This is a genomic window from Nocardia rhamnosiphila NBRC 108938 (assembly GCF_000720425.1).
Lineage (GTDB): Bacteria > Actinomycetota > Actinomycetes > Mycobacteriales > Mycobacteriaceae > Nocardia > Nocardia rhamnosiphila.
The window spans coordinates 419,797-445,556 of sequence record NZ_JOAJ01000008.1 but is presented as its reverse complement, the minus strand read 5'-3'; the positions used below and the strand labels follow the sequence as shown (position 1 = coordinate 445,556).

25 protein-coding genes are annotated in these 25,760 nt (G+C 69.1%); 9 read left to right on the top strand and 16 right to left on the bottom strand.

All coding sequences use genetic code 11. The features are described from left to right. Positions 1 to 14: 14 nt before the first annotated feature. Complete coding sequence (gene pheT / locus IG75_RS0126510; protein WP_030523696.1) at positions 15 to 2,516, bottom strand: phenylalanine--tRNA ligase subunit beta; 2,502 nt, start codon at positions 2,514 to 2,516, stop codon at positions 15 to 17. A 30-nt stretch (positions 2,517 to 2,546) separates the two neighbouring features. Further along, a complete protein-coding gene (gene pheS, locus IG75_RS0126505; RefSeq protein ID WP_030523697.1) occupies positions 2,547 to 3,620 on the bottom strand; it encodes a phenylalanine--tRNA ligase subunit alpha in 1,074 nt (357 codons plus the stop codon). Between the two features lie 168 nt (positions 3,621 to 3,788). Between pheS and IG75_RS0126500 the strand changes: the two genes are divergently transcribed. Next, positions 3,789 to 5,075, top strand: coding sequence for a glycosyltransferase 87 family protein (locus tag IG75_RS0126500; RefSeq protein ID WP_051714927.1), 1,287 nt, complete (start codon positions 3,789 to 3,791; stop codon positions 5,073 to 5,075). A 76-nt stretch (positions 5,076 to 5,151) separates the two neighbouring features. Here IG75_RS0126500 and IG75_RS0126495 read toward each other — a convergent pair whose 3' ends face one another. Continuing rightward, complete coding sequence (locus IG75_RS0126495) at positions 5,152 to 6,603, bottom strand: MFS transporter (protein ID WP_030523699.1); 1,452 nt, start codon at positions 6,601 to 6,603, stop codon at positions 5,152 to 5,154. A gap of 98 nt (positions 6,604 to 6,701) precedes the next feature. Here IG75_RS0126495 and IG75_RS0126490 point away from each other — a divergent pair, with 98 nt between their 5' ends. Further along, on the top strand, positions 6,702 to 7,271 hold the full coding sequence (locus IG75_RS0126490; RefSeq protein WP_030526021.1) for a TetR/AcrR family transcriptional regulator: 570 nt from the start codon (positions 6,702 to 6,704) through the stop codon (positions 7,269 to 7,271). A gap of 44 nt (positions 7,272 to 7,315) precedes the next feature. On the opposite strand, the gene IG75_RS0126485 is transcribed toward IG75_RS0126490, so the two are convergent. Then, positions 7,316 to 8,143: a TrmH family RNA methyltransferase gene (locus IG75_RS0126485; RefSeq protein ID WP_030523701.1), complete on the bottom strand. Its 828-nt coding sequence runs from the start codon at positions 8,141 to 8,143 to the stop codon at positions 7,316 to 7,318. A 190-nt stretch (positions 8,144 to 8,333) separates the two neighbouring features. Here IG75_RS0126485 and IG75_RS0126480 point away from each other — a divergent pair, with 190 nt between their 5' ends. Then, positions 8,334 to 8,627 carry a hypothetical protein gene (locus IG75_RS0126480; protein ID WP_156059132.1) on the top strand — a complete coding sequence of 98 codons (294 nt, stop codon included), beginning with the start codon at positions 8,334 to 8,336 and terminating at the stop codon, positions 8,625 to 8,627. 11 nt (positions 8,628 to 8,638) lie between these two features. After that, positions 8,639 to 8,995, top strand: a complete 357-nt coding sequence (locus IG75_RS0126475; protein ID WP_246872180.1) for a winged helix-turn-helix transcriptional regulator — start codon at positions 8,639 to 8,641, stop codon at positions 8,993 to 8,995. On the opposite strand, the gene IG75_RS39325 is transcribed toward IG75_RS0126475, so the two are convergent. The 4 genes from IG75_RS39325 to IG75_RS0126455 form a co-directional block, all read right to left on the bottom strand. Beyond that, entirely contained in the window at positions 8,992 to 9,159 is a 168-nt protein-coding gene (locus tag IG75_RS39325; protein WP_156059134.1) for a hypothetical protein, read from the bottom strand. The two genes, IG75_RS0126475 and IG75_RS39325, sit on opposite strands and share 4 nt — an antisense overlap. Positions 9,160 to 9,358: 199 nt before the next feature. After that, the gene (locus tag IG75_RS0126465) at positions 9,359 to 9,985 is read right to left on the bottom strand and encodes a dihydrofolate reductase family protein (RefSeq protein WP_030523704.1); all 627 of its coding nucleotides are present in this window, start codon (positions 9,983 to 9,985) and stop codon (positions 9,359 to 9,361) included. Next, positions 9,982 to 10,455: an SRPBCC domain-containing protein gene (locus tag IG75_RS0126460; RefSeq protein WP_030523705.1), complete on the bottom strand. Its 474-nt coding sequence runs from the start codon at positions 10,453 to 10,455 to the stop codon at positions 9,982 to 9,984. Before IG75_RS0126460 ends, IG75_RS0126465 begins: the two co-directional genes overlap by 4 nt. Then, positions 10,445 to 10,789, bottom strand: a complete 345-nt coding sequence (locus IG75_RS0126455) for an ArsR/SmtB family transcription factor (protein WP_030523706.1) — start codon at positions 10,787 to 10,789, stop codon at positions 10,445 to 10,447. Before IG75_RS0126455 ends, IG75_RS0126460 begins: the two co-directional genes overlap by 11 nt. Before the next feature lie 89 nt (positions 10,790 to 10,878). Between IG75_RS0126455 and IG75_RS0126450 the strand changes: the two genes are divergently transcribed. Continuing rightward, positions 10,879 to 11,331, top strand: coding sequence for a MarR family winged helix-turn-helix transcriptional regulator (locus IG75_RS0126450; RefSeq protein WP_051714926.1), 453 nt, complete (start codon positions 10,879 to 10,881; stop codon positions 11,329 to 11,331). Positions 11,332 to 11,469: 138 nt separating this feature from the next. Here the strand turns inward: IG75_RS0126450 and rplT are convergent, their stop codons facing one another. The 3 genes from rplT to infC form a co-directional block, all read right to left on the bottom strand. After that, positions 11,470 to 11,850 carry a 50S ribosomal protein L20 gene (rplT, locus tag IG75_RS0126445; protein WP_030523708.1) on the bottom strand — a complete coding sequence of 127 codons (381 nt, stop codon included), beginning with the start codon at positions 11,848 to 11,850 and terminating at the stop codon, positions 11,470 to 11,472. 113 nt (positions 11,851 to 11,963) lie between these two features. After that, positions 11,964 to 12,158: a 50S ribosomal protein L35 gene (gene rpmI, locus IG75_RS0126440; protein WP_030523709.1), complete on the bottom strand. Its 195-nt coding sequence runs from the start codon at positions 12,156 to 12,158 to the stop codon at positions 11,964 to 11,966. 143 nt (positions 12,159 to 12,301) lie between these two features. Further along, positions 12,302 to 12,946, bottom strand: a complete 645-nt coding sequence (gene infC, locus IG75_RS0126435) for a translation initiation factor IF-3 (protein ID WP_030523710.1) — start codon at positions 12,944 to 12,946, stop codon at positions 12,302 to 12,304. 337 nt (positions 12,947 to 13,283) lie between these two features. Between infC and IG75_RS0126430 the strand changes: the two genes are divergently transcribed. Together IG75_RS0126430 and IG75_RS0126425 are read left to right on the top strand one after the other, a co-directional pair. Next, positions 13,284 to 13,811 (top strand): DinB family protein, encoded by a 528-nt coding sequence (locus IG75_RS0126430; protein WP_030523711.1) that lies wholly within the window; start codon positions 13,284 to 13,286, stop codon positions 13,809 to 13,811. Between the two features lie 30 nt (positions 13,812 to 13,841). Next, positions 13,842 to 14,183, top strand: coding sequence for a DUF1844 domain-containing protein (locus IG75_RS0126425; RefSeq protein ID WP_030523712.1), 342 nt, complete (start codon positions 13,842 to 13,844; stop codon positions 14,181 to 14,183). A gap of 475 nt (positions 14,184 to 14,658) precedes the next feature. On the opposite strand, the gene uvrA is transcribed toward IG75_RS0126425, so the two are convergent. Beyond that, the gene (uvrA, locus tag IG75_RS0126420) at positions 14,659 to 17,691 is read right to left on the bottom strand and encodes an excinuclease ABC subunit UvrA (RefSeq protein WP_030523713.1); all 3,033 of its coding nucleotides are present in this window, start codon (positions 17,689 to 17,691) and stop codon (positions 14,659 to 14,661) included. Positions 17,692 to 18,072: 381 nt separating this feature from the next. After that, positions 18,073 to 19,245, bottom strand: a complete 1,173-nt coding sequence (locus IG75_RS0126415) for a beta-ketoacyl synthase N-terminal-like domain-containing protein (RefSeq protein ID WP_245713199.1) — start codon at positions 19,243 to 19,245, stop codon at positions 18,073 to 18,075. A 155-nt stretch (positions 19,246 to 19,400) separates the two neighbouring features. On the opposite strand from IG75_RS0126415, the gene IG75_RS0126410 reads away from it, so the two are divergent. Beyond that, positions 19,401 to 20,732 carry a diguanylate cyclase domain-containing protein gene (locus tag IG75_RS0126410; protein ID WP_030523715.1) on the top strand — a complete coding sequence of 444 codons (1,332 nt, stop codon included), beginning with the start codon at positions 19,401 to 19,403 and terminating at the stop codon, positions 20,730 to 20,732. A 174-nt stretch (positions 20,733 to 20,906) separates the two neighbouring features. After that, positions 20,907 to 23,189, top strand: a complete 2,283-nt coding sequence (locus IG75_RS0126405) for a HelD family protein (protein ID WP_030523716.1) — start codon at positions 20,907 to 20,909, stop codon at positions 23,187 to 23,189. Between the two features lie 71 nt (positions 23,190 to 23,260). On the opposite strand, the gene IG75_RS0126400 is transcribed toward IG75_RS0126405, so the two are convergent. The 3 genes from IG75_RS0126400 to IG75_RS0126390 form a co-directional block, all read right to left on the bottom strand. Continuing rightward, positions 23,261 to 23,713: a universal stress protein gene (locus IG75_RS0126400; RefSeq protein ID WP_030523717.1), complete on the bottom strand. Its 453-nt coding sequence runs from the start codon at positions 23,711 to 23,713 to the stop codon at positions 23,261 to 23,263. Positions 23,714 to 24,045: 332 nt separating this feature from the next. Continuing rightward, entirely contained in the window at positions 24,046 to 24,459 is a 414-nt protein-coding gene (locus tag IG75_RS0126395) for a DoxX family protein (protein ID WP_030523718.1), read from the bottom strand. A gap of 55 nt (positions 24,460 to 24,514) precedes the next feature. Beyond that, a complete protein-coding gene (locus IG75_RS0126390) occupies positions 24,515 to 25,393 on the bottom strand; it encodes a helix-turn-helix domain-containing protein (protein WP_245713200.1) in 879 nt (292 codons plus the stop codon). Positions 25,394 to 25,760 lie beyond the last annotated feature (367 nt).

The window sequence follows — 25,760 nt, the reverse complement described above, 5'->3', positions numbered from 1 at the left end:
GGAGAACGGCTCTCCTAGGACCGGATCACCGCGCCCACCGCGTCCGCCGCGGCGGCCACGGCGGCATCGCGCGCCGCACTGGCCTCGTCCTCGGTGAGAGTGCGGTCGGTGGCCCGGAAACGCAGGGCATAGGTGAGCGATTTACGCCCCTCCCCGGCCTGCGTACCCGCGTACACATCGAACAACGCGATATCCTCGAGCAGTTCCCCGCCACCGGATCGCAGTGCGGTCTCCACCTCCGCCGCGGGAACATCGTGCGCCACACTCACCGAGACGTCCTGCAGCACGGCCGGGAACGGCGAGATGGCCGGCGCGGGCCGGGCCTCGCGCAGCGGCAGTGCGTCCAGATCCAGTTCCAGGGCGCAGGTGCGCGGCGGCAGACCGGAGCGCTCCAGTACTCCGGGATGCAGTTCGCCGGCGTAGCCGATCACGACACCGTCCACCGTCAGCTCGGCGCACCGCCCCGGATGCCACGGCAGCTGCTTGCCGGGCCGGCGTTCGAGTTCGACCCCGGCGGCCTCGGCGACCACATCGGCGAGCGCGAACGCGTCGGCGGCTTCGGCCGCCCGCCCCGGACCCCACGGACCGCGGGGTTCCCGGCGGCCGGTGAGCACCACCGCGACGTGCTGGGGCTGATCGGGCAGCGAGGCCAGCAGTTCGGCGACCTCGGTGTCGGTGGGGCGGCGGTCCACCGGCAGCGGCGCCACCGGCGCGGTGCCCGGGCCGGGCAGGACGACCTGGGCGATCCCGTAGAGCGACAGATCACGGGCGCCACGGGAGATATTGCGGACCGCGATCTCCAGCAGGCCCGGCAGCAGCGTGGTGGCGAGCTCGGCGCGCTCGACGTCCAGCGGGTTCAGTACCCGGGTGGTGGTGCGGCGAGGGTCGTCGGCGTCCAGTCCCCAGGTGTCGAAGACCCCCGCGGGCAGGAACACCGGCGGCGGCACCTCGACACAGCCGGCGAAGGCCAGCGCCCGGCTCACCGCGCGGCGGCGGCGCTGCACCGCGGTGAGGCCGCGCCCGGCGGGCGCCTGCGGCAGCACCAGCGGGATCTGTTCCAGACCCTCGAGCCGCAGCACCTCTTCCACCAGGTCGGCCGGCTGGTCGAGATCCGGCCGCCAGCTCGGCGGCGTCACCACCAGCTGACCGTGGCCGCTGGTCTCGTCGACCGCCACCTCGACATGGCAGCCGATCTGGGTGAGGCGGCGCGCGGACGTGCCGGGAGCGTACTGGACACCGGCCACCCGGTCGGGCAGGTCGATATCCATCCGGATCGGTGCCGGCGGGGTCAGCGGCAGCCGGATATCGGTGAGCGTGGGCTGCACCGTGCCGCCGGCGATCTCCGCGAGCAGGGACGCGGCCCGGTCCAGCGCGGCCAGGTTCAGTTCCGGGTCCACCACCCGCTCGTAGCGTTTACTCGCCTCCGACACCAATTTGTGGCGGCGGGCGGTGCGGTAGATGAACAGCGGATCCCAGGTGGCGGCCTCGAGGACGATATCGGTGGACTCCGCGCTCACCTCGGTGGACGCGCCACCCATCACACCGGCCAGCGAGACCACCCCGGTGTCGTCGGCGATCACCACATCCTCGGCGTCGAGTTCACGTTCGACCTCGTCGAGAGTGCGCAGGGTCTCACCGGGGCGCGCGCGGCGCACCACCAGACCGCCGCCGAGTTTCGCCGCGTCGAAGGCGTGCAGCGGCTGCCCGAGTTCCAGCATCACGTAGTTGGTGACGTCGACCGCCGGGGAGATGGGCCGCACGCCCGCCAGCAGCAACCGGCGCTGCAACCACCACGGGCTCACCGCGTGCGGATCGATCCCGGTGACCCGGCGGACACCGAAGCGGGTGCAGCCCGATTCCGGTACCACGTCCACCGGCCAGGCCTCGGGCCCCTCGGGGAGCGTGCGCACGGCCGGGTCGGCGTATTCGAGATCGAAACCGCAGGCCAGTTCGCGGGCCAGGCCGCGGACCGAGAAGCAGTAGCCCCGGTCGGGGGTGATGTTCAGTTCGATGACGGTATCGCCGAGACCGAGCAGGTCGTTGGCGTCGGTACCGGGTTCTGCGGTGCCGGGTTCCAGCACCAGGATGCCCGAATGGTCCTTGCCGATACCGAGTTCGGCGACCGAGCAGATCATGCCGTGGGATACATGGCCGTAGGTCTTGCGGGAGGAGATGGCGAACCCCCCCGGCAGCACACCGCCGGGCAGCACCACGACGACCAGGTCACCGACCGCGAAGTTACTGGCTCCGCAGACGATCTCCTGCAGGTGTTCCGCGCCGATATCGACCTTGCAGAACCGGATGGGTTTCTTGAACTCGGTGAGCTCGGTGATCTCGGCGACCCGGCCGACCACCAGCGGGTGTTCGATATCCCCGCCCACTCGTTCCAGCTCGTCGACCTCTTCGACTTCGAGCCCGACCCGGACGAATCCGGCGTCGAGTTCCTCCGGCGTCACCTCCCAGTCGGGGACGGTGCGGCGGATCGTTTCGGTCAGCCAGGACTGCGCTACTCGCACTGTGACGTTCGCTCTCTCGCTCGAAAAAGGTCAGGACCGGATACCGAAGGGCAGGGTGAACCGCACATCACCCTCGACGATGTCGCGCATATCGGGAATGCCGTTGCGGAACTGCAGCGTCCGCTCCAGCCCCATACCGAACGCGAAGCCGCTGTACTCGTCGGGATCGATCCCGCTGGCGATCAGCACCTTCGGGTTGACCATGCCGCAACCACCCCATTCGACCCAGCCGGCGCCGCCCTTCTTGTCCGGGAACCAGACGTCGACCTCGGCCGAGGGTTCGGTGAACGGGAAGTAGTTGGGCCGGATCCGGGTGGTGGTCTCGGGACCGAACAGGGCCCGCGCGAACGCGTCCAGCGTGCCGCGCAGATGCGCCATGGTCAGGCCCTTATCGATGGCCAGCCCCTCGACCTGGGAGAACACCGGAGTATGGGTGGCATCGAGCTCGTCGGTGCGGAAGGTGCGCCCCGGGCACACCACATAGATCGGCAGGTCGCGTTCCAGCATGGACCGCACCTGCACCGGGGAGGTGTGGGTGCGCAGCACCTGGCGCGAACCGGCCGGTGCGATATGGAAGGTGTCCTGCATGGTGCGCGCGGGGTGGTCGGGCAGGAAGTTGAGCGCGTCGAAGTTGAAATGCTCGGTCTCCACCTCCGGTCCCTCGGCGATCTCCCAGCCCATTCCGACGAACACATCGGCGACCTGCTCGGAGATGACGGTGATCGGATGCCGGGCACCCACCGGCCCCCGGTCGGCCGGGAGCGTGACATCGATCGCCTCGGCGACCAGCACCGCGGCATCACGTTCGGCGAGCAGCGTCCGCTGCCGTTCCTCGAACGCCTCCGATACCCGCGCCCGCGCCTTGTTCACCCGCTTACCGGCGTCGGCTTTCTCCGCTTTGGGCAGCGATCCCAGCGACCGCTGGGCCAGCGCGATCGGCGACCGGCCGCCCATATGCTCGGTTTTCGCGCTCGCGAGCGCGTCCAGATCGGCAGCGGCCGCGAAGTCCTTCTCGGCCGCCGCGGCCGCGGCGGCCAGGGCTTCTTCGGTGAGGGCGGATTCCTGCCCGCCGGTCGCTGCGCCTGCGTCGGTGTCGTCGGCCACGGTCTACTCGTCTCTCCCCTGGGCATCGGTGAGCGGGCGCGGTCGGCTCCGGCGCCCGTATTGCTGCTGGTGGAATCGTATTCGATGGCCCCCACCGGGCTCACGCCGATATCCCCCGCCGCTCACTGCCCGGTACACCGACACCGTCAACCGGTAAAGTCCCCTCCGATGACGAACGCCTTGACCCGCACCGAGACGCTCGCCGGACGTGCCCGCCGGCAGGCGGTCTGGCTGCTGCCGCTCCTGGCGGTGGTCGTGACGTGGGTGTGTATGTCGCACCCGATCGATCCGTTCCGCGCCATCAGCGGCGAGTACATCGACCTCGAGGTCTATCGGCTCGGGGTCGAGGAGTGGCGGGCCGGCGGCGATCTCTACGGTCATCTCCCGGAGACGGCCGCCGATATCAGCCTTCCGTTCATCTACCCGCCGTTCGCCGCGCTGGCGCTCGGGCTCTACGCGTTGCTGCCGTGGGCCGCCTCGGTGATCGCCTATCTGGTGGTCTCCATCGGCGCGCTGGCGATGACCCTGTTCCTGGTGGCCCGGCAGGTCTGGCCGCGTCAGGACCAGCGCAAACTCGCCCTTGTGGTCACCGCGACCGCGACCCCGCTCGCGCTGCTGCTCGAGCCGGTCTGGTCCACCCTGGATTTCGGCCAGGTCAACCTGATCCTGATGGGTCTGGTCGCCGCCGACTGCCTGACCCGCAATCCGCGCTGGCCGCGCGGGATGCTGCTGGGTATCGCCGCGGCGATCAAACTGACCCCGGCGGCTTTCGTCCTGTATTTCCTCATCCGCAAGGACTACAAGGCCGCCACGACGGCCGCGATCAGCGGTGCGATCGCCACGGCGATCGGTTTCGCGGTGATGCCCGACGAATCGGTGCGGTACTGGTTCGGCGGCTTCGGCAATGTCGGTGGGCTCAGCGGCTCGGAGTTCCAGACCAACCAGTCCATCCAGGCCGTGCTGGCCCGATTCGAGGTCACCGGCACCCTGGCCACCGCGCTGTGGCTGCTCGCCGCCCTCGCGCTCGTGGCGGTGGCGGTGGCGGCCATCCGGCGCACCGGGACACCCCCGATGATCGCGCTGGCGGTCAACGCGGTGGTGGCGTTGCTCGTTTCGCCCATTTCCTGGTCGCACCACTGGGTATGGGTGGCGCCCGCGCTACTGGCGATGATCGGCTACGCGACAATCCGGCCCTGGTCGCAGGCGCGCGGCTGGTATGCCGCGGCGGTGGCGACCGCGGTGGTCTTCGTGCTGGCCAAACACAGCGACCTGCCCGGTAACGACGGCCGGGAGCTGGACTGGTCGGCCTGGGACAAGGTGATCGGCAACGGCTACGTCTGGTTCAGCCTGCTGCTGGTCGTGCTGTACGCGACGGCGAGCCGGCGGCAGCGCACGCCCGGCCCGGCCGTTCCCGCCGGCGCCACGGAATCGCTGGTCTCGGTCCGCGAACGCTGATCGGCGACGCGCCGGTGCGCGCCGCCGATCGATTCGTCCGGTACCGGGTTCCGCCCGCCGGTGCGGACGTTACTCGTCAGCTCACCGGTTCCCGCACGGTCGCCCGGCCCGGGAGCAGTGCGGCGGCCAGCGCCCCCGCCGCGACGATCCCCGCCCCGACCCAGACCGCCGGTACCAGCCCGTCCACATAGCTCTGTGGGTCCGTGTACGCACCGTACGAGGCGAATACGGAGGCCAGGACCGCGATACCCACCGCCACGCCGACCTCGCGCACCGTGTTGTTGGTGCCCGAGGCCACGGAACGGTCCGCCTCCGGTACGGCCCCCATCACCACTGTCGCCAGTGGCGCGAAGGTCAGGCCCATCCCCACTCCCGCGAGCAGCAGCGGCGCCACGAACGTGCCGTAGCCGAGGTCCACCGAGGTGATGGCGGCCATCCAGGCCAGCGCCACCGCGAGCAGCGTCTGCCCGGTGACCAGCAGGACCCGGGCCCCGACGCGGTCGATCACCAGGCCCGCGAGCGGGGCCACCACCATCGGCGCCATGGTCCACGGCATGGTCCGGATACCGGATTCGAACGGGCTGTACCCCTGCACCACCTGGAAGAACTGGGCGAGCAGGAAGATCGACCCGAAAACGCCGATCGAGAAGGCGAAGGCCACCACATTGGCGACGCCGAAGGCCCGGATCCGGAACAGCCGGGGCGCCAGCATGGGGGCCGCGGCCCGGTTCTCCCAGGCGATGAGCGCGCCCAGCAGTACCGCGCCGCCGATCAGCGCGGTGAGCACCCCGCCCGAATTCCAGCCGTCGTCGGCGCCGTGCACGATGCCCCAGACGACCGCCAGCACGCCCGCCGAAGCCAGGACCAGTCCCACCGGGTCCAGGCGGCCGCCGCCGCCCCGCGAGTCACGCAGTGTCCAGACCACCAGCGGCAGCACCAGGACGCCGATGGGCACATTGACCCAGAAGATCCACTGCCAGCTCAATCCGTCGACCACGGCGCCGCCGAGCAGCGGGCCGACGGCCACGCCGAGCCCGGCGATACCGCCCCAGATCCCGATGGCCGCGCTGCGCAGCCGCTCCGGTACCGCGTCGGAGAGCAGGGTCAACGACAGCGGCATCACCGCGGCGCCGCCGAAGCCCTGCACCACCCGCGCGGCGACCAGCATCGCCGGATCGGTGGCGAGCGCGCAGGCCGCCGAGGCGGCGGTGAACACCGCGATACCCACCAGGAACACGCGGCGGCGGCCCAGCCGATCGCCGAGGGCGGAGGCGGTGAGCAACAGGGCGGCGAACGACAGGGTGTAGGCGTTGACGAACCATTGGAGGTCGCCGAGCGAGGCGTTCAGTTCGGCGCGGATCACCGGGAGCGCGTTGGTGACCACCAGATTGTCCAGCGTGACCATGAACATCGGAATACCGACCGCGGCGAGTACGGCGGCGAGCGGCCGCCGGCCGGGGCCGGCCGCCGGTGTGGCCACCGGGGGCGCGAGTGGTGTCGTCGCTGGTGAGGTCAAGGTCTCGGTCATTTCCAGTCCTTGTTGTAATCGACTGATAACTAATCTGGTTACGACGGTATGCATCGACTGATAACATGTCAAGAGCGAACGAAACGACGAGGAGGACCATGCCGGAATCGACGAGCCGGACCAGGATGACCGCCGGCGAACGGGGGGCTCAGGTACTGACCGCGGCGGTCGAGGCCTTCGCGGAATCCGGCTACGCGGCCACCCGGACCGACGAGATCGCCCGCCGGGCCGGCGTCTCTCAGCCGTACGTCATCCGCCTCTTCGGTTCCAAACAGCGTCTGTTCCTCGCTGCCGTCGCCCAGGTCTGCGATCGCATCGAGGAGGTCTTCTCCGAGGCCGCCGCGGGGGCCGGACCGGAAACCGGCTTGGGCGCGCTGTCGGAGGCCTATGAGCAATTCCTCGCCGAGCGCACCTTGCTGCAGGTGCTCCTGCACGCCTTCGCGGCGGCCGGCGATCCCGAGGTCGGCCCGGTCATCCGCGACCGGTACGGCCGCATCTACCGGCTCGTCCGAGAACTCACCGGCGCGCCGGTCGCCGATACCCGGCGATTCCTCTCGACCGGCATGTTGCTCACCGTGATGGCCGCGCTGCGGGTCACCGGCCCGGAGGCCATCGCGGCCGACTGGGCCCAGGACATCCTCACCGATCTGTACGAGCACGGAATGTGAATCGCCGCTCCGCACCGAACCGGCTCACCTCGGCCGACGCCTGATCAGCCGCGTCCGAAGCGGGTACGCGAGTTCGCGTAGAGGCAGATCGCGGCGGCCGTGGCCAGGTTCAGGCTTTCGGCCCGACCCCGGATCGGGATCCGGATACGGTGCCGGGCCCGGCGCGCGACCTCCGGGTCCAGGCCGTGGGCCTCGTTACCGAACAACCAGGCGACCGGCCGGGTGAACAGGTCGCCGGCGTCTTCGAGATCGACTTCGCCGGTGGCGGTGGTCGCCACGGTGGTGATACCCGCGGCCTCGATACGGTCCAGCACCCCGGCGGTATCGCGGGCGCGCACGATCGGGACGTGGAAGAGGCTGCCCGCGCAGGAACGTACGCATTTTCCGTTGTGCGGATCCACACTGTCCCCGGCCAGCACCACGGCGTCCACGCCGACCGCGTCGGCCACCCGGATCAGGGTGCCCGCATTGCCCGGATCGGCGATCGCCACCGGCACCGCCAGTATTCGCGGAACACTCGCTCCGGAATCCGTGGCCAGAATCCGGTCCAGCGGTACATCGACGAGATCACAGACGGCTACCAGACCGGGCGGCGTGACCGTCTCCCCCAGCGCCTGCGCGGCCCGGTCGGAGACCAGCGTGGTGCGCACACCGTCGGCCTCGGCTCCGGCTATCAGCGCATGCTCGCGGGTCGCGCCCTCGGCGGAGTAGAAGAGTTCGCGGACCCGGCCGGCCGCGAGGGCGGCGCCGACCGAATTCGCGCCCTCGGCCAGAAATCTGCCGGCCCGCTTGCGCGCTACGCCACGATGGAGTTTGACGGCGGCGACCACGCGGGGATTCCGCACGTCGATGGGTTCATATCGGTCGGGCACCAGGAGATCGTAGAGGGTGCCGGCGCCCGCAGCGGCGGGCCGCCACCGCCGTGCGCTCGGTGACAAACCCCCCACATGCCTCTATTTTAGAGGCATGCGAACCACTTCACCTGTGCTCACGGCATGGCGGACCGGTAGAACCGACGAGCTGGCGGCGGCCGTCGCCGACGCAGTGGTGTTCTCCAGCCCGGTGACCGACTATCGCGGACGGGACGCGGCGCTGCACATACTCGCAACGATCGGCGAGGTCATCGAAAACCCCGGCCTGATCGAACAGCAGGAGGGCGAAACCACCACGTTCAGCCGCTTCGCCGCATCCATCGGCGGCGACGAGCTCCACGGCCTCCTCCACGAAGAGCGCGATTCGACCGGGCGGCTCGTCCACATCACGCTGTTCCTCCGGCCGTTGGCGGTGCTGCACACGGCGATTACCGCGATGCGAACCCGGCTCGAGCGCTCACCGCTGCCCGTGCGGCCCGAATGAAAGCCGATTCCGTGTCCTCGATCCCCGAACCCGGAAGGCCGGTCCGCGGATCGTCCACCGGCCGGCCGGTCATGGCGCTACTGGATCTGATCGGCCGGCGCTGGGCGCTACGCGTGCTGTGGGAACTGCACTCGGCCGCGCACCCCCTGACCTTCCGCGATCTGCGGGCACGGTGCGACAACATGTCCTCCAGCCTGTTGACCCGCCGACTGCACGAACTCACCGAAACCCGTCTCGTCGAACGAGTCGATGCGGGGTACACGCTCACCGAGCCCGGAGGCCGGCTCCTCGGCCATCTCCGGCCGCTCTCGGCCTGGGCCGACGGCTGGTCCGCGGAACTCGGCGCCGGGCATCCCGGAGCAGACTAGGAGAAGGTCTCCAGGAATTCGCGTACGAAACACAGCGGGCAGATGGGATCGAACGGTGCCGTCGTCGGCTCGATCCGCTCCGCGGGCAGGGCGGGCCGCACCGCGGTCTCCGCTGCGGCAGCCGAGGCCGGTGGCAGGCCGATCGCCAGCGAAACGGCACCCACAGCAACAATATTCAACATCCTACGGTTCATGATCGCTCCTCGGCCTCGTCGTTGCGAGCAGCCACGGTATCAACCCGGTCGCACCCGCGCCCCGGATTCGAGGCCCTGGTGCGAGCGGGCCGGTGACACGTGCGAGTTGTCTCAGGCGAACCGGGAGACACCGTCTTGTTTCAGGCGAACTGGGAGACACCGTCTTGTTTCAGGCGAACTGGGAGACACCGTCGAATTCGGCGAGCGGCGCGGGGCCGGTGACCTCGTATTCGAGCAGGAGCAGGCCGCTGGGCGTGGCCTCGTGGCGGGTCAGGCGCAGACCCGTGGCCGGTCCGGCGCCGGTGAGCAGCCGCCGACCCGTCCGCAGCACGGTGGGCGCGACGGCCAACCGGACGGTATGGACCAGCCCGGCGGCCAGCAGGGCGTCGCCCAGCCGGGAGCTGCCGTGGATCTGCAGTTCGCGTCCCGGCCGCCGTAACAGCTCCCCGACCGTGGCGACCGGGTCCCCCGCCAGCACGGTGGTCGGTTCCCACTCCCCCTCTGTCAGGCTGCTGGAGACCACGTATTTCGGCAGGGTGTTCATCCGCTTCGCGAACGGGTCGGCGGGGTCGGTGATCGCGGGCCAGTCGCGGGCGAAGGCTTCATAGGTGCGGCGGCCGAACAGCAGTCCGTCGGCGGCGTCGAGCCACTCGGAGGTCCGCCGCACGAAGACCTCGTCCAGATGCGGGACCAGCCAGCCGCCACGGTCGAAACCGTCGCTGGTGTCCTCGGCCGGGGAGCCCGGCCCTTGCGCGACTCCGTCGAGGGTGAGGAATTCGGTGAGCACGAGTTTCATGCCCGCACCTCGCTCTCGACGAGCGCGGTGAGCTGATCGGTGACCGTGCCCCACCCGTGCGCGAAACCGAGTTCCTCGTGCCGGGCCCGCGCGGCCGGATCGCCGTGCCGGACCAGGACGTGATAGTCGGTACCGTCCGGGTGGTCACGCAGAGTGATCTCCGCGGTCATCACGATCTCTCCGGTGGCCGGCCGCCAGCCGCTGTCGAGCGCGGTGGTGAAGACCAGGCGTTCCCGTTCGTCGGCCAGGAGGAAGCAGGCATCCAGATGCGGGACGAAATCGCCGCCGTCCGCGCTCATCCTGGTCACGAAGGCGCCGCCCGGGCGGACCTCCAGCCGTTCGACCCGGCAGCGGGCCGGGGCGGGCAGCCACCAGCGGGCGAGGCTGCCGGCGTCGGTCCACGCGTTCCACACACTGCCGCGCGGCGCATGGATCACCCGGTGCAGAGACAGATCGAGATCAGGATTCATCGGTGGGCTCCTCGGTTGTCAGCAGGAATTGTTCGAGTCGGTCCGTGCGGTCTTCCCAGACGCTGCGCTGTTCGGCCAGCCAGCCGTCGATCAGTGCGAACCGGTCGCGATCGAGTTCGCACCGGCGCACCCGCCCGGTTTTGATCGTCCGGATCAGCCCGCTGTTCTCCAGCACCCGCAGGTGCTTCATGAACGACGGCAAGGTGATCGGCAGATCCCGGGCCAGTTCGCCGACGCTGGCCGGACCGGCGCCGAGTCGCTGGACCACCCACCGCCGGGAAGGGTCCGACAGTGCGGCGAACACACCGTCCAGCGACTCCGAATACTTTGCCATTTGGCTAAGTATTGCCCAAGAGGCATCGCAGCACAAGAGGGCCGATCAACTGTCATGACAATTACTGTCTAGACAGCTAATATTGGCGGATGGAGAACTCCACCGCCCTGCGCACCGCTTCCCTGCTGCACGACACGGCGCGGACACTGACGAGGTTGCTCGACCGGCAGCTCGCTCCCCACGACGTGACGGCCCAGCAGGCCGCCCTGATGATCAACCTCGCCGGCGGAGAGACGAGCCCGAACCGGCTGGCCGTGCTACTGGGTACCGATACCGCCGGAACCAGCCGGCTCATCGATCGACTCGCGGTGAAAGGCCTGCTCCGGCGGCACCGCGGAACCACCGACCGGCGGTCGGTGGTCCTCGAACTCACCGATACCGGGCAAAAATTGATTCCCGCTCTCGTTCCCACCTTCGGCCGGGTTGCGACCGACCTGTTCAACGGACTCACCGACGCCGATATCCGGCGCGTGGGTGATGCGCTCGAACGCGCCCTGAAGAACACCGAAGCGCGACATCTCGACGAGCGCGCCAACGCGTGACCGGCAGGTCCGGCCGAAGCCCCGCCGTCGCGGGTGTCGTTCACTACGCCTTGCTCCGGACAGCAGGAAGGCCCCCTCCCGAGGGAGAGGGCCTTCCGCACGTCGGTGCGGATATCGCGTCCGCGGCCGGAATACGACTCAGGCAGCCGGGGCGTTGACATCCTCGGGCAGCGCGGCCTTGGCGACGGCGACCAGACCGGCGAACGCCTCGGCGTCGGAGACGGCCAGCTCGGCGAGGTTCTTACGGTCGACCTCCACACCGGCGGCCTTCAGGCCCTGCACGAAACGGTTGTAGGTGATGTCGTTGGCGCGGGCCGCGGCGTTGATCCGGGCGATCCACAGCTTGCGGAAATCACCCTTGCGGGCCCGGCGGTCCCGGTAGGCGTAGGTGAGCGAGTGCAGCTGCTGTTCCTTGGCCTTGCGGTACAGGCGCGAGCGCTGCCCGCGGTAGCCCTTGGAGGCCTCGAGGATGGAACGGCGCTTCTTCTGAGCGTTGACGGCCCTCTTGACGCGTGCCACTGGTCAGTCCTAATCGATCTTGGGGGTGCCCGGTCGAGCGCACCCGAGTGGGTCGGTTCTTCGTCGTCCGGTCGCGGATGCGGTACCGGACGGTATCGGTCCCGGAAAGGGGATCAGATACCCAGCAGCTTCTTCACACGGCGGACGTCGGACGCGGCGACCGACTCCGTGCCGTCCAGACGACGAGTCCGGCGGGTGGGCTTGTGCTCGAGCAGGTGCCGGCGGTTGGCCTGCTGACGGCGCAGCTTGCCCTTACCGGTCACCTTGAAACGCTTCGAAGCGCCGCTGTGGCTCTTCATCTTCGGCATGGCAACCTCAATCTGTGTCGTGCCCGCGCAGGGGCGGACCAGGTGTACTGATCAGCGTTATTGCGGGCTCGACGCAATACCGCTGCGGCGTTCGCCGCGATATGTGCGGCGGAGCGCCGCAGTGTTCACGGCAGAAGCCGTTGTTATTGCGCGACCGGCCGACCGGCATTCGGCGCCGCGCTGCCGGGCTGCGACCGGACCGAATCCTCGGCGGCCTTGGCCCGCGTCTTCGCGCCCTTGTGCGGGGCGAGGACCATCGTCATGTTGCGACCGTCCTGCTTGGCCGAGGTCTCGACGAAACCCAATTCCGCCACGTCGGAGGCCAGCCGTTGCAACAGCCGGAAACCGAGTTCGGGCCGGGACTGTTCGCGCCCCCGGAACATGATGGTGACCTTGACCTTCGACCCCGCCTCGAGGAAGCGCACCACATTGCGCTTCTTGGTCTCGTAGTCGTGATCGTCGATCTTGGGCCGCAGCTTCTGTTCCTTGATCACGGTCTGGACCTGGTTCTTCCGGGACTCGCGCGCCTTCTGCGCGGTCTCGTACTTGAACTTGCCGTAGTCCATGATCTTGCAGACCGGCGGACGTGCGTCCGGCGCGACCTCTACGAGGTCGAGGTCTGCTTCCAGGGCGACGCGTAGTGCATCTTCAACACGCACGATCCCAACCTGTTCACCGCCGGGTCCGATGAGCCGGACCTCGGGAACACGGATGCGATCGTTGATGCGGGTCTCAGTGCTGATGGGGCCTCCTAGGTCTAGCGGTGTCGTCCGACGACCGCTCGCAATGAACCCCTTGTTCAACACGAAGGCCCCGGTGCGGTATTTCACCGCCACGAGGCCCGATGTCGACCGGTCCACGCAGGTCGTATACGCCTACGCCGCGATCACGCCGGAGCGGGATCGCGAACCCGCCCGGGAAGGGCGGGTGACCGGACCGTTTGACCAGGCGATCACTCGCCGGCAACGGTGGGAGTCGGGCTCCACTTGTCTGCCCCGGACAGGACCGGGGCGGTCGTCGCCGAAAAGTCTAACAGCCGGGGTTCCGATCCGGCGAATCGCGCCCCCGGGGCCCCGCGGTAAACCGCTTGCCCCGCCGGTCGGCAGCGTGCCAGGCTCGACGCCCATGAGCAGCCGACGTGACCTGCTGCGCTGGCAATTCGACCTGGTCTGGTCGCTGTCCCAGCTGCATTTCGAGGCACTGACCGACGACGATACGCACTGGACGCCCGCCGCGGTGAGCTGGACGGTGCACCGCGGTGCCGACGGCCGCTGGCGCCCGGATTTCGCGGAGACCGAACCAGACCCCGTACCGGTGCCGACCATCGGCTGGCTCACCTGGCATATCGACTGGTGGTGGAGTTCGGCCGTCGCGCACGCCGAGGGCAGGCCGGTACCCGAGCGCACCGAGGTGTACTGGGCGGGCGATATCGCCGCGGCCCTCGCCCGGCTGCACACCCTGCGCGAGCAATGGCTCATGGTGCTCGACCGCGCCGGCGAGGCGGAACTCGATGCCGCCACCTCCTACCCCTGGCCGGCGGAGGCCGGACTGACCGTCGGGCATCTGGCCGCATGGGTCGATGCCGAACTGATGAAGAACGTGACCGAGATCGGCCAGCTGCGCATGCTGCGCGCCGCCGGACCGGTGAGCTGACCCCCGCCGGCGGTTCTCTAGCCTGGGATCATGACCGAACAGCCCGAAGGCGATGTGCGCGAACTGGCCGAAATCCCCGCCGTGGAGGTGATCAGCCGTGCCGCCGTGATGCTGATGAGCTCGGCGGCGGAGAAACTCGGGCTCGGCGACGACGATCCGGACAACAGCCCGCGCCGCGATATGGACGAAGCCCGGCGGGTGATCACCGCGCTGGCCGGACTCATCACCGCCTCGGTGGAATACCTCGGGCCGCACGCGGGACCGTTGCGGGAGGGGCTGCAGTCACTGCAGAAGGCATTCCGGGAGAGTTCGGCCGTACCCGACGCGCCCGGCGCCGGCCCGGGTGAGAAGTACACCGGTCCCGTCTACTGACCTCCCCGGGTGTCCGGCCCCGACCGATGAATGGGCGGCGTCCCCACCGGATATCTCCGCTCGCCGGGCCGATTCCTGTCGACCGGCGGTACCGAGTACGGAAGCCTCCCGTTCGCTGCCCGGCGGCCGCCGGCACGACCGAGCGTTACGGTCCCCGCACTCGGGCCCCCGGCCACCGACCCGGTCCGACTCCGGACCGGCAGCGCGTACCTCGAACTCCTCGCAATCCACACCAGCAACCGACCGTTTCCGAGGCGGCGTGGCGTGGGTATCAGCGGGCCCGGACGTCGTCGCCGGCGGGCAGGAGTTCCGTCGAGGCGAGTGCGGCCGGGCTCGCGGAACTCGGCTATCTCCGCCGGTCCCGCCGAATCGGCGCGACCGGCTCCGCGGCGTAGGCAGTCACCGACGCCGAGAATCGAGAGCAGTTGCCTGTCGGGGCCGCCCGGCACCGAGCCGGACGGGCCCGACTCCACCCTCAGCGCAGGGCAGCAGCCTTGCGGGCGAGACGTTTCGCCTTCTGCGGGTCCGGTGCCGCCGCGGTGGCTTCCGCTTGGCCGGCGGTCTTCTTCTTCGCCGGTGCCGCGGTCTTGCGGGCTGCCGGGGCAGCCTTCTTCGCAGCGCCCTTCCCGGGGGCCGCGGGTGCCGGGGCGGCCGGCTCGGCCAGGATTTCCTTCAGGAACTGGCCGGTGTAGCTGCCGGCGTTCGCCGCGATGTCCTCGGGTGTCCCGTCACCGACCACCGTGCCGCCGCCCGAACCGCCTTCGGGACCCATATCGATCACCCAATCCGCGGTCTTGACCACGTCCAGGTTGTGTTCGATGACGATCACCGTGTTGCCCTTGTCCACCAGGCCGTTGATCACCGCGAGCAGTTTGCGGATGTCCTCGAAGTGCAGGCCGGTGGTGGGTTCGTCGAGAATGTAGACCGTCCGCCCGTTGGAGCGTTTCTGCAGTTCGGCGGCCAGTTTCACACGCTGCGCCTCACCACCGGACAGTGTCGTCGCGCTCTGCCCGAGCCGTACATAACCCAGCCCCACATCGACCAGGGTCGACAGGTACCGGTGGATGGAGGTCACCGGTTCGAAGAACTCGGCGGCCTCCTCGATGGGCATATCGAGGACCTCGGCAATGGTTTTGCCCTTGTAGTGCACCTCGAGGGTTTCCCGGTTGTAGCGGGCGCCGTGGCAGACCTCGCACGGCACATACACATCCGGCAGGAAGTTCATCTCGATCTTGAGCGTGCCGTCGCCGGAGCAGGCTTCGCAGCGGCCGCCCTTGACATTGAACGAGAACCGGCCCGGCTGGTACCCGCGCACCTTGGCCTCGGTGGTGGAGGCGAACAGGCTGCGGATCTTGTCGAACACCCCGGTATAGGTGGCCGGATTGGACCGGGGCGTACGCCCGATGGGCGACTGGTCGACCCGCACCAGCTTGTCCAGCTGATCGAGACCGTTGACCCGGGTGTGCCGGCCCGGCACCTGCCGGGCGCCGTTCAGCTTGTTGGCCATCACGGTCGCCAGGATGTCGTTGACGAGCGTGGATTTACCGGACCCGGAAACACCGGTGACCGCGGTGAGCACGCCCAGCGGGAACGCCACATCGATATTCCGCAGATTGTTCTCGGTCGCCCCGACCACGGTGACCCGCCGCTTCTTGTTCACCGGGCGCCGCACCAGCGGGATCTCGATTCGTTCCCGGCCCGAAAGGTAGGCCCCGGTCAGCGAGTTCTCGTCGGTGAGCAGGTCGGCGTAGGTGCCGCTGTGCACCACCCGGCCGCCGTGCTCGCCGGCGAGCGGACCGATATCGACCACCCAGTCCGAGGCCCGGATGGTGTCCTCGTCGTGCTCGACCACGATCAGGGTGTTGCCGAGGTTCTTCAACCGGGTCAGCGTCTCGATGAGTCGGCGGTTGTCGCGCTGATGCAGGCCGATCGACGGCTCGTCCAGCACGTAGAGCACCCCGACCAGACCCGACCCGATCTGGGTCGCCAGCCGGATGCGCTGCGCCTCACCGCCGGAGAGGGTGGCCGCGGCCCGGGACAGCGTCAGATAGTCCAGGCCGACGTCGAGCAGGAAGCCCAGCCGTGCCTGCACCTCCTTGAGCACCTGCCCGGCAATGGCCGCCTGCCGTTCGCCCAGGGTCAGCGCGTTCAGGAACTGTGAGCAGTCGCGGATGGACAGTTCGCTGACCTCGGCGATCGACTTCCGCTCCGCATCCGCCGTGAGGGTGACCGCCAGGATCTCCGGCCGCAATCGCGCCCCATTGCAGACCGGGCACGGCACATCGCGCATATAGCCCTCGTAGTGCTCCTTCATCTGCTCGGACTCGGTGGAGTCCAGCCGCCGCTGCAGGAAAGGCATGACCCCTTCGAAATCGGCATAGTAGGAGCGTTTCCGGCCGTAGCGGTTGGTGTAGACGATGTGCACCTGGTCGGAACTGCCCTCGAGGACCGCCTTGCGCGCCCGCGGCGGCAGGTCCCGCCAGGGGGTGTCCAGGTCGAACCCCTGCGCCGCCGCCAGCCCGGACAGCAGCCGCAGGAAGTATTCGGCGCTCTGCCCGCGCGACCACGGCGCGATGGCCCCGTCGGCCAGGCTCAGCTCCGGATCGGGCACCACCAGTTCCGGATCGACCTCCTTGCGGATACCCAGACCGGTGCAGTCCGGGCAGGCGCCGTAGGGCGAATTGAAGGAGAACGAACGCGGTTCGAGGTCCTCGATATCGAGGGGATGGCCGTTGGGGCAGGCCAGTTTCTCGGAGAAGCGGCGCTCCCGGTCGTGCGCGTGCTCGTCCCGATCCACGAAATCGAGCACCACGATGCCGTCGGCGAGACGCAGCGCCGTTTCGATGGAATCGGTGAGCCGCTGTTTGGCGGTCGGTTTCACGGCGAGGCGGTCCACCACCACCTCGACATCGTGCTTCTCCTGCTTCTTGAGCTTCGGCGGATCGGTGAGCGGATACACCACCCCGTCCACCCGGACCCGGGCGTAGCCCTGCGCGTGCAACTGGTCGAAGAGGTCGACGAACTCGCCCTTGCGGGTGCGCACCACCGGCGCCAGCACCTGGAATCGGACACCCGGTTCCATGGCCAGGACCTGGTCGACGATCTGCTGCGGGGTCTGTTTGGCGATCAGCTCCGAGCACACCGGGCAGTGTGGGACACCGGCGCGGGCGTACAGCAGTCGCAGATAGTCGTGGACCTCGGTGATGGTGCCGACCGTGGATCGGGGGTTGCGGTTGGTCGATTTCTGGTCGATCGAGACGGCCGGTGAGAGCCCCTCGATGAAGTCCACATCGGGTTTGTCCATCTGGCCGAGGAACTGCCGGGCGTAGGCCGACAACGATTCCACGTAGCGGCGCTGCCCCTCCGCGAAGATCGTGTCGAACGCCAGGCTGGACTTACCCGACCCGGACAAACCGGTGAAGACGATGAGACTGTCGCGGGGCAGATCGAGGTCGACCCCCTTGAGATTGTGCTCCCGCGCTCCGCGCACAGTCAGGCGTTCCGCCACCAGGTCGGTCCCTTCTCGTCATCGTTCGTCGTTGCCGGTGCCGCCGCGCCCGTCGCACCGTGTGGGTCACACCGTGTCCGCGACAGCGCGGTGAACGGCCCGATCCGCCCGGCCGGTATCCGCGGCCCGGGCCACAGGGCGGGCCCGCGGTGATGGTAGGACCGGCCACCGACAAGTTTCGCCGGACGGTCCGTTCCGGGCGGTCACGGGGCGTGACCCGACTGCCGCGCCTACCCTCGTCGGGGCGCCCCGGCAGGATTTCGGGGCGGGCGCCGGCAACCGGCGGCACGCGCCAGGCCGGACGGGCTCACCAGTCCAGAGTAGGCCAACCCGGGGTGTCCAGGGGGCGTGGCACCGGCCACTCCCACCCGGTCCGGGCCGTCAGACGGCCGGACCCAGGATCACCGTGGAGTTGTTCCCACCCATCCCGAGCGACAGCTTCGCGGTCAACCCCGGACCCGCCGGGGCCGGCCCGTTCAACAGCCGCGGATGCGCCGGCGCCACCGTCGGCGGCGCCGGGACGATGCCGCGCTCGTATCCCAGCGCCGCCGCCGCGAGCTCCACGGCCCCCGACGCGGACTGGCAATGCCCGGCCAGCGGCTTCATCGAGTACACTGCGGGCCGGTCGCCGAACACGCGGGCAAGCACATCGCGTTCGGCCCGGTCGCACTGGGCGGTCCCCGTACCGTGCGCGTTCAGGTAACCGATATCGGCCGCGCCGACACCGGCGTCGAACAGTGCGCCTTGTACGCAGTCCACGATCCGGTCGTGGCTCGGTTCCACCGAGACCACGTGGTGCGCTTCGCTGTTCATCGCTCCGCCGAGAATCCGGGCGTACGCCCCGCCGGATCCGCGACTCAGGACGAATCCCACCGCCGCCTCCCCCACACTGAATCCCCGGCTGCCCTCCTGGAACGGCCGGCAGCCCTGCAGCGATTCCACATCGACCACCGCGGCGCCGAGTTTCGCGAACTGCCGCACCAGTTCCGGGGTGCCCGACAGGTCCGAGGCCACGCACACCACATCGTCCACCAGGCCGGCGGCCAGCCACAGCCGCGCCTGCAGTATCGCGACATTGGCCGAACTGCACGCGGCCGACACGCCCATCACCGGGCCGGTGAACCCGAACGCCTGGGTCACCACCGAGACCGGGGTGGACGGCAGCAGCCGCAGGAAATCCCGGCCGCGGAACCCGGCGCCGGCGGGACCGGAGAAGTCCCGCTGGTGCCGGACATCGCCGAGCACGGCCGCGTGCACCAGCCCGACTCGCGGGCCGGGTTCCCAGCCGCGGGCCCGGGCATCGGCCACCGCCTCGTCGACCGCCGCGAATACCGCACGCCCGTACCGGGTGCCGTAGGCGGGATCACCGCCCTCCGGGACCAGCGCGGCCCAGCCCCCGGTCGCGGGGTCGATTCCGTAGCCGGGTTCGAATCGGGCCGCGGAGCGCCCGCTCAGGATTCCCTCCCAGAATGTCTCTCGCCCCCATCCGTATCCGGTGACCGCACCGATCCCGATGATCGACATAAGATCGATGCTGAATCCGGTCCCCGCCATGACAATCTCCTCGCCGGTCCCCGCCCTCGGCACCGCCGGGAACACGTCTTGGCGTGATCAATCCAGATCACGTCCACTATGTCCGATTTTATGCGTGTGGATACCGGAGTAGAGCCGTGTTTGAATGTCCGGGTCCGCCGACGATGGGGGTTGGTATGGGAGAGCGCAGGGCGTCCGCCGCCGAGCAACTCGCGCATCGGTACCGCTCCCTGGTCGAGCACTCCCCCGACGGCATCTGTGTGCACGAACGCGGCATCGTCGTCTACGCCAATCCGGCAGCCCTGCGGATCATGGGCGCCAAGAACCTGGCCGAGGTCCTCGGGCAGCACATCGCCCGTTTCGTGCATCCCGATTTCCGCCAGCCCATGTACGAGCGCATTGCCGGTCTCACCGCGACGGGTAACGCGTCCGAACCCACCGAGATGGTGTTACTGGCACTGGACGGGCGCGAGGTTCCGGTGGAGACCGTCTCGGTGCTCACCGCCTGGCACGATCGCCTCGCCTACCAGGTGGTGATCCACGATCTGACGGCCCAGAAAGCCGCTGAACGCGCCCAACGGCGGGCCGAGCAGCACTTCACCACGGTGGTCTCCCAGCTCGAGGAAGGGGTGGCTGTTTTCTATCGGGACGGAACCATCGCCTCGGCCAACCCCGCCGCCCGCCGGATCTTCGGAATCGACGACCGGATACCGCTGGTGGGCTCCAAGATCACCACGCTGCCGCTGGAACTACTGGACTCGAACGGCCAACCCATGCCCCAGGAACGGCACCCGGTGGCGCGCACCCTGGCCACCGGCGAAACCGTCACCGGGTACGTCTTCGCGATCGTCCGCCCCGACGGTCAGCGCCGCTGGCTGGCGGTGTCGAGCCGACTGCTGAACCCGGACGAACCGGGCACGGCCGCGGTGTGCTCGTTCGCCGATATCACCGAATACCTGGCCAGCCGCCGGCAGCTCGAATACCAGGCCACCCATGACCCGCTCACCGGCCTGGCCAACCGGTCGCTGATCCTGTCGCAGCTGTCCGGAGCGCTCGCGGCCAGCGGTACGCACCGGGTGTCCACGGTGATGTTCATCGACCTCGACGGCTTCAAATCGATCAACGACACCATGGGCCACGCCATCGGCGACACGGTGCTACGGATCGTCGCGCACCGACTACAGCGCGCGTTGCGCAGCGAGGATCTGGTGGGCCGGCTCGGCGGGGACGAATTCCTGGTCCTGCTGGCCGGGCGGCCCGGCGACGAGGAGCTCGAACCGCTGGTCCGGCGATTGCGGGCCGCCATGGCCGAACCGATCGTCGCGCGGGGACACCGGATCGCGGTGAACGCGTCCATCGGGGTGACCACCTTGGAACCCGGCGATACGCGCACTCCGGAAGCGGTCCTGCATGATGCCGACGTGGCCATGTACGAGGCCAAATCGCCGAGCCGGCGCGATGGCACGCGCGGGCGCGGATTGCGCGGCGACAACTCGCACGTCTCCTGATCGCGCCGGTGTGACCTGCGCGAACAACATCCGATACGAACCCGCAGTAGACTCGACAACTCTGTGCACGCCATCCCGCCGTGCCCCGCCGAGCCCGTCCCGCCGTGGGTGAGAAGGAGTCAGAACTTGCCCGACAACCGCACCGAGGAACGCCCCACCGAACCGGCTCCCGACGTGGCGCCTCCGGATACGGCGACGCGGGACCTCGACCACGAACAGGCGTACCTGTCGGTGCTGTACGAGCGGCTCGACGGGATGCGCGCCTACGCCGACAATCGGCTGCGCACCGTGCTGCTGGAAACCGGGGGGACCCCGCAGGCCCGTACCGAACGGGAGTCGTTCACGCAGCTCTACACCGAGGACCTGGCCAAATACGACGCCGCCGAGCACGGCCTGTGTTTCGGCCGCATCGATCTCACCGCCGCGGACGAGGATCCGGAACAGCGCTATATCGGCCGGCTGGGCATCCTCGACGAGGACAACGACTACGAACCCCTGCTGCTCGATTGGCGGGCCCCGCTGGCGCGGCCGTTCTACCTGGCCACCACCGCGGCGCCGGACGGAGTGCGGCGGCGTCGCCACATCCGCTCCCGGAACCGACGGGTGACCGCGGTCAACGATGAATACCTCGATCTCGAGGCCGCGCACCGGGCCGGGGTCACGACCTCCGACGGCGGCGTCGGCAGCGAGAGCGCCCTGCTGGCCGCGCTGAACGCCGCCCGCACCGGCCAGATGGCCGACATCGTGGAAACGATCCAGAGCGAACAGGACGCCATCATCCGCGCCGAGCACAAGAGTGTGCTCGTCGTGCAAGGTGGGCCGGGCACCGGTAAGACCGCGGTCGCCCTGCACCGTGCCGCCTATCTCCTGTACACCTATCGCCAGCAGCTGGCCAAGAGCGGCGTACTCATCATCGGCCCCAACGCCACCTTCCTGGACTACATCGGTCAGGTGCTGCCGTCGCTCGGTGAGACCGGGGTCCTGCTGTCCACCATCGGCGATCTGTACCCCGGTGTGAAGGCCACGCTCACCGACTCCCTGCGCGCCGGAGAGCTGAAGGGCTCGACGAGTGTGCTGGAAATCCTGAAGAACGCCGTACGCGACCGCCAGCAGGTGCCGGGCGAACCGATCACCCTGAGCTTCGACGGCTACCCGGTGACCCTGGACCGCAAGATCGTCACCCGGGCCCGCGGCCGGGCCCGCTCCTCACGCCGCCCGCACAACCTGGCGCGGCCCATCTTCGCGTCGATGGTGATCGAGGCGCTCACCGACCAGCTCGCCCAGACCATGGGCGCCGACCCGGCCGGGAACGGCCGCAGCCTGCTCAGCGCGGCGGATCTGTCCGAGATCAGCGACGAGTTGCGCGCCGACCAGAAGGTCCAGCGCGTGCTGGCCGAGTTGTGGCCGATGCTCACGCCACAGCAGGTGCTGGGCGATCTGTTCGCCGACCCGGACCGGCTGGAGCGCGCCGCCGGTAAGGTGCTCGAGCCGGCCGACCGGGCCGAACTGCTGCGCACCGGTACCGGCGAATTCAGTGCCGCCGACGCCCCGCTGCTGGACGAACTCGCCGAACTGCTGGGCACCGACGACGCCGAGGAACGCGAACGCGCCCGGCGGCGCTGGCGCGCCCAGCTCGCCGAGGCGCAGGACGCCCTGGACATCCTGACCGGATCGGCCCCGCAGGACCTCGAGGACGAACTCGACCCGGAGATCCTGATGGCCTACGACCTCATCGACGCGAGCCAGCTGGCCGAGCGCCAGCAGGTGCGCAATCGCCAGACCACCGCCGAACGCGCCGCGGGCGATCGCACCTGGACCTACGGGCATGTGATCGTGGACGAAGCGCAGGAACTGTCGGAGATGGCCTGGCGCATGGTGATGCGCCGGATCCCGAATCGATGGATCACCGTGGTCGGCGATATCGCGCAGACCGGTGATCCGGCGGGCGCGAGTGCCTGGGCGGACATGCTGGAACCGTATGTGGCCACACGGTGGAAACGCACCGAGCTCACCGTCAACTACCGGACCCCGTCGGAGATCATGGCGGTGGCGGCGGACGTACTGGCTGCGATCGACCCCACCGCCGAGGTGCCGCGTTCGGTCCGCGATTCGGGCGTGCCGCCGCGGGCGCATCGGGTCCCGGCGGCGCATCTGTCGGCGAAACTTTCCGGTCTGCTCGCCGAGGAGCAGGGCCCGGGCACCGCCGCGGTACTCACACCGGCCGCCCTGGTGGACGAATTATCCGGGCTGGCAAGCGAATACGTGCGCGTGCTGACGGTGACCGAAGCGAAGGGTCTGGAGTTCGACGGGGTGTACCTGGTGGAGCCCGGTGCGGTGATCGCCGAATCACCGCGCGGCCGCAACGATCTGTACGTCGCGATCACCCGCGCCACCCAACGGCTCACCGTGGTGCACAGCGGCGATCTCCCACCGGAACTGCGCCGCCTGGCCGAGTGAGGCCGCCGGAACGCGGCCGCCCCGCCCGGAAGCCGAGTTCCGGGCGGGGCGGATGGTCCGCGATCGCGATATCAGCGCACGGTGTGCACGATCAGCACATCGGACTTCGATTTACGCGCCACATCGGAGGGCACGGAGCCCAGCAGCCGGCCGGCCAGGGTGTTCAGGCCACGGTTACCGACCACGAGCAGATCGGCCTGGGTTTCCTTGACCAGATCGAGCAGGGATTCGACCGGTTCGCCGACAATGGCCTTCTCGACGATCTCCTTGGCCCCGGCGGCAGTGGCCTTGTCGCGCGCGGTGCGCAGGATCTCGTTGGTGGGCGCCGAACCACGAACCTGGTACGCCTCGTCCTTGAGCATATCGCTCGCGGCGGCGACGTCACGGTCGTCGGTCGGGTAGTAGGCGCAGGCCACGATCAACGTCGAGCCCGCGGCTCCGGCCAGTGAGGCGGCCTTTTCCACGGCGACGTACGACGAGTCCGAGCCGTCGGTACCGACGACAATGGTCCGGTAGGCGGTCATTCTCTCCTCCAACTGTGCGGGGTATAAACGCGGCTGCACCGGTTGCTCGTGGAATGTCGGGCGACGGCGCAGCGACTGCGTAGACCATAGCCGGAACACCGGCCCGAATATCCGGATTCGTTGTACATCACAGACGCGTTCTACGGCGGTGTCGTTTCACATTTCACCCCGGACGAACGACGAATGCCGCGTCTACCTGGCACTTCTCCCGCCGGCGCGGGTAAACCTGTGAGGGGTCACAAGGAATGCGAACACCCTTGGCGCCGTGGGACTTTCCTCACAGTGCCGGTGTACACAGCATCCAGCGGGCACCGGCACCATTTCGGGCGCGATCAGAGGGAGAACAGCGGACCGGTAATCGTCAGGCCCAATTCCTCGGTGTGCGCGAAAAACGCGAACAACATCAGGCAGGCGCCGGCGAGTGCGAGGTCCTTGTTGAACTGGATCGTCTCCGCCTGGGTGGCCTCGGCCTCGGTTTCCTTCCAGAAAGCGTGCATCATGATCATGGTGGGGACCAGCATGATCAGCAGCAGCAGGGCGCCCGCATCGGCCCAGATCCCGAACAGGATGCTGATACTGCCCAGCAGCATGAGCAGCCCGGACCCCCGCACCGCGAGTTCCGGCACCGGTACCCCCTTGGCCCGCGCGTACCCCGCCATGGCCTTGGTCTGGGTGAAATGCCCCAGCGCCGAACTCAGGAACAGAATGACGAACATCACGCGGCCGATCAACACCACGACATCCATGTACAGCTCCTCATCTGTCGCCGACGGTACCGCTTCGCCCGTGAGGCGTCTCCGATTATGAGGCCGGCATGACCTTGGAGGTCACCTCATCGCGCGAGCGTAACGAATTCTTGGCGTATTCCAGGGGAGCCATTCCGACTTCGGCCGTGAACTCACGGGTGAAATGCGCCTGATCGAAATAACCGAGTTCGGCCGCGAGGGCCCCCAGATCCGCGATACGACCGCGGGCCAGTAGATCGGCTCCGTCCTGTAATCGATATCGCCGCAGCACCCATTTCGGTCCCGCACCGATATAGCGGCGGAACAGCCGCTGCAGCGTGCGCACCGGTACTCCGAATCGATCCGTGACCTGATCGACCCGGGTCAGGTCGGGATCGCCGGCCATCGCGGCGGCGATCGTCAGCACGAGCCGGTAGTTGGGGTCGTCCCGGCGCGCGCGGGTGTGGAGATAGTCCTCGACCAGGCGGCGTCGGCCGGGATCGCCCGGTTCGGCGAGTACCCGGTCGACGAGGTCGCCGGTATCGGGCAGCACCTCGTCCAGCGGTACCGCGCGATCCCGGAACACACCGACATCGAGCCCGGTGAACGCCCCGAACCCGCCGGGCCGGAATCGGACGCCGAAGGTCTCCCCCCGGCCGATCAGTTCGCGCACGTACTTCCTGGTGCAGACACCGTTGACGAACCCACCGCGGCGGTCGCCGTCGCGTTCGAAGGTGATGTGTACGCAGGGATACGGCAGGACCTCGGCGTGGTAGGGCGCCCGGCCGCGCACATCCCAGCGCACCGACCAGTACCAGTCGACATAGTCCGATACCGTGCCGCCGGCCGGCAGGCGGTTCAGCGTGCGGTACCGCTCCTGCTCATGCGGATGCAGGATCGCCTTGCGGTCACCGGCCGCGGGCACGTCGGTCGCCGGTATCCGCGCGTCAGCCACGGCCGCAACCTTCCGCGCGCCGGCGGGTCCGTCCCGGCACCGGCCTGCGGCAGCCGGGAGACGTCAACAGTCCGGACGCGAACAGACGCCCATGTCCGGGCCCGACAGTGCCGGCCCGGTGCAGCCGGGGCGAGCAGCGGCCGGAACCCACGGCGATCGGGCACGGAGGTACCGAGCGCGGCGGGCACTCGCACGGGCGCGCGACCGAATGCCGGGCGCCCGGGCGCGGGTTCGCACACGTTTGCCCGACCCAGCGGCGCGACCCGGCACGGGCGGCCGGGGACGGCGGGTGATCGTCACCCACCGGACGCCACAGCCCGGCTGTGCGGGCGGGCCCGAGCCGAACCGCAGTGAGCTGTCGCTTTCT

Bases quoted from the DNA above. Each gene is read 5' to 3' on its own strand.
- IG75_RS0126465 (WP_030523704.1), bottom strand. From the start codon at position 9,985: ATGAAACTCGTGCTCACCGAATTCCTCACCCTCGACGGAGTCGCGCAA.
- rpmI (WP_030523709.1), bottom strand. From the start codon at position 12,158: ATGCCGAAGATGAAGAGCCACAGCGGCGCTTCGAAGCGTTTCAAGGTG.
- IG75_RS0126490 (WP_030526021.1), top strand. From the start codon at position 6,702: ATGCCGGAATCGACGAGCCGGACCAGGATGACCGCCGGCGAACGGGGG.
- IG75_RS0126495 (WP_030523699.1), bottom strand. From the start codon at position 6,603: ATGACCGAGACCTTGACCTCACCAGCGACGACACCACTCGCGCCCCCG.
- IG75_RS0126455 (WP_030523706.1), bottom strand. From the start codon at position 10,789: ATGGCAAAGTATTCGGAGTCGCTGGACGGTGTGTTCGCCGCACTGTCG.
- IG75_RS0126400 (WP_030523717.1), bottom strand. From the start codon at position 23,713: ATGACCGCCTACCGGACCATTGTCGTCGGTACCGACGGCTCGGACTCG.
- IG75_RS0126460 (WP_030523705.1), bottom strand. From the start codon at position 10,455: ATGAATCCTGATCTCGATCTGTCTCTGCACCGGGTGATCCATGCGCCG.
- IG75_RS0126450 (WP_051714926.1), top strand. From the start codon at position 10,879: ATGGAGAACTCCACCGCCCTGCGCACCGCTTCCCTGCTGCACGACACG.
- IG75_RS0126430 (WP_030523711.1), top strand. From the start codon at position 13,284: ATGAGCAGCCGACGTGACCTGCTGCGCTGGCAATTCGACCTGGTCTGG.
- IG75_RS0126395 (WP_030523718.1), bottom strand. From the start codon at position 24,459: ATGGATGTCGTGGTGTTGATCGGCCGCGTGATGTTCGTCATTCTGTTC.
- IG75_RS0126415 (WP_245713199.1), bottom strand. From the start codon at position 19,245: ATGGCGGGGACCGGATTCAGCATCGATCTTATGTCGATCATCGGGATC.
- IG75_RS0126410 (WP_030523715.1), top strand. From the start codon at position 19,401: ATGGGAGAGCGCAGGGCGTCCGCCGCCGAGCAACTCGCGCATCGGTAC.
- IG75_RS0126500 (WP_051714927.1), top strand. From the start codon at position 3,789: ATGACGAACGCCTTGACCCGCACCGAGACGCTCGCCGGACGTGCCCGC.
- IG75_RS0126425 (WP_030523712.1), top strand. From the start codon at position 13,842: ATGACCGAACAGCCCGAAGGCGATGTGCGCGAACTGGCCGAAATCCCC.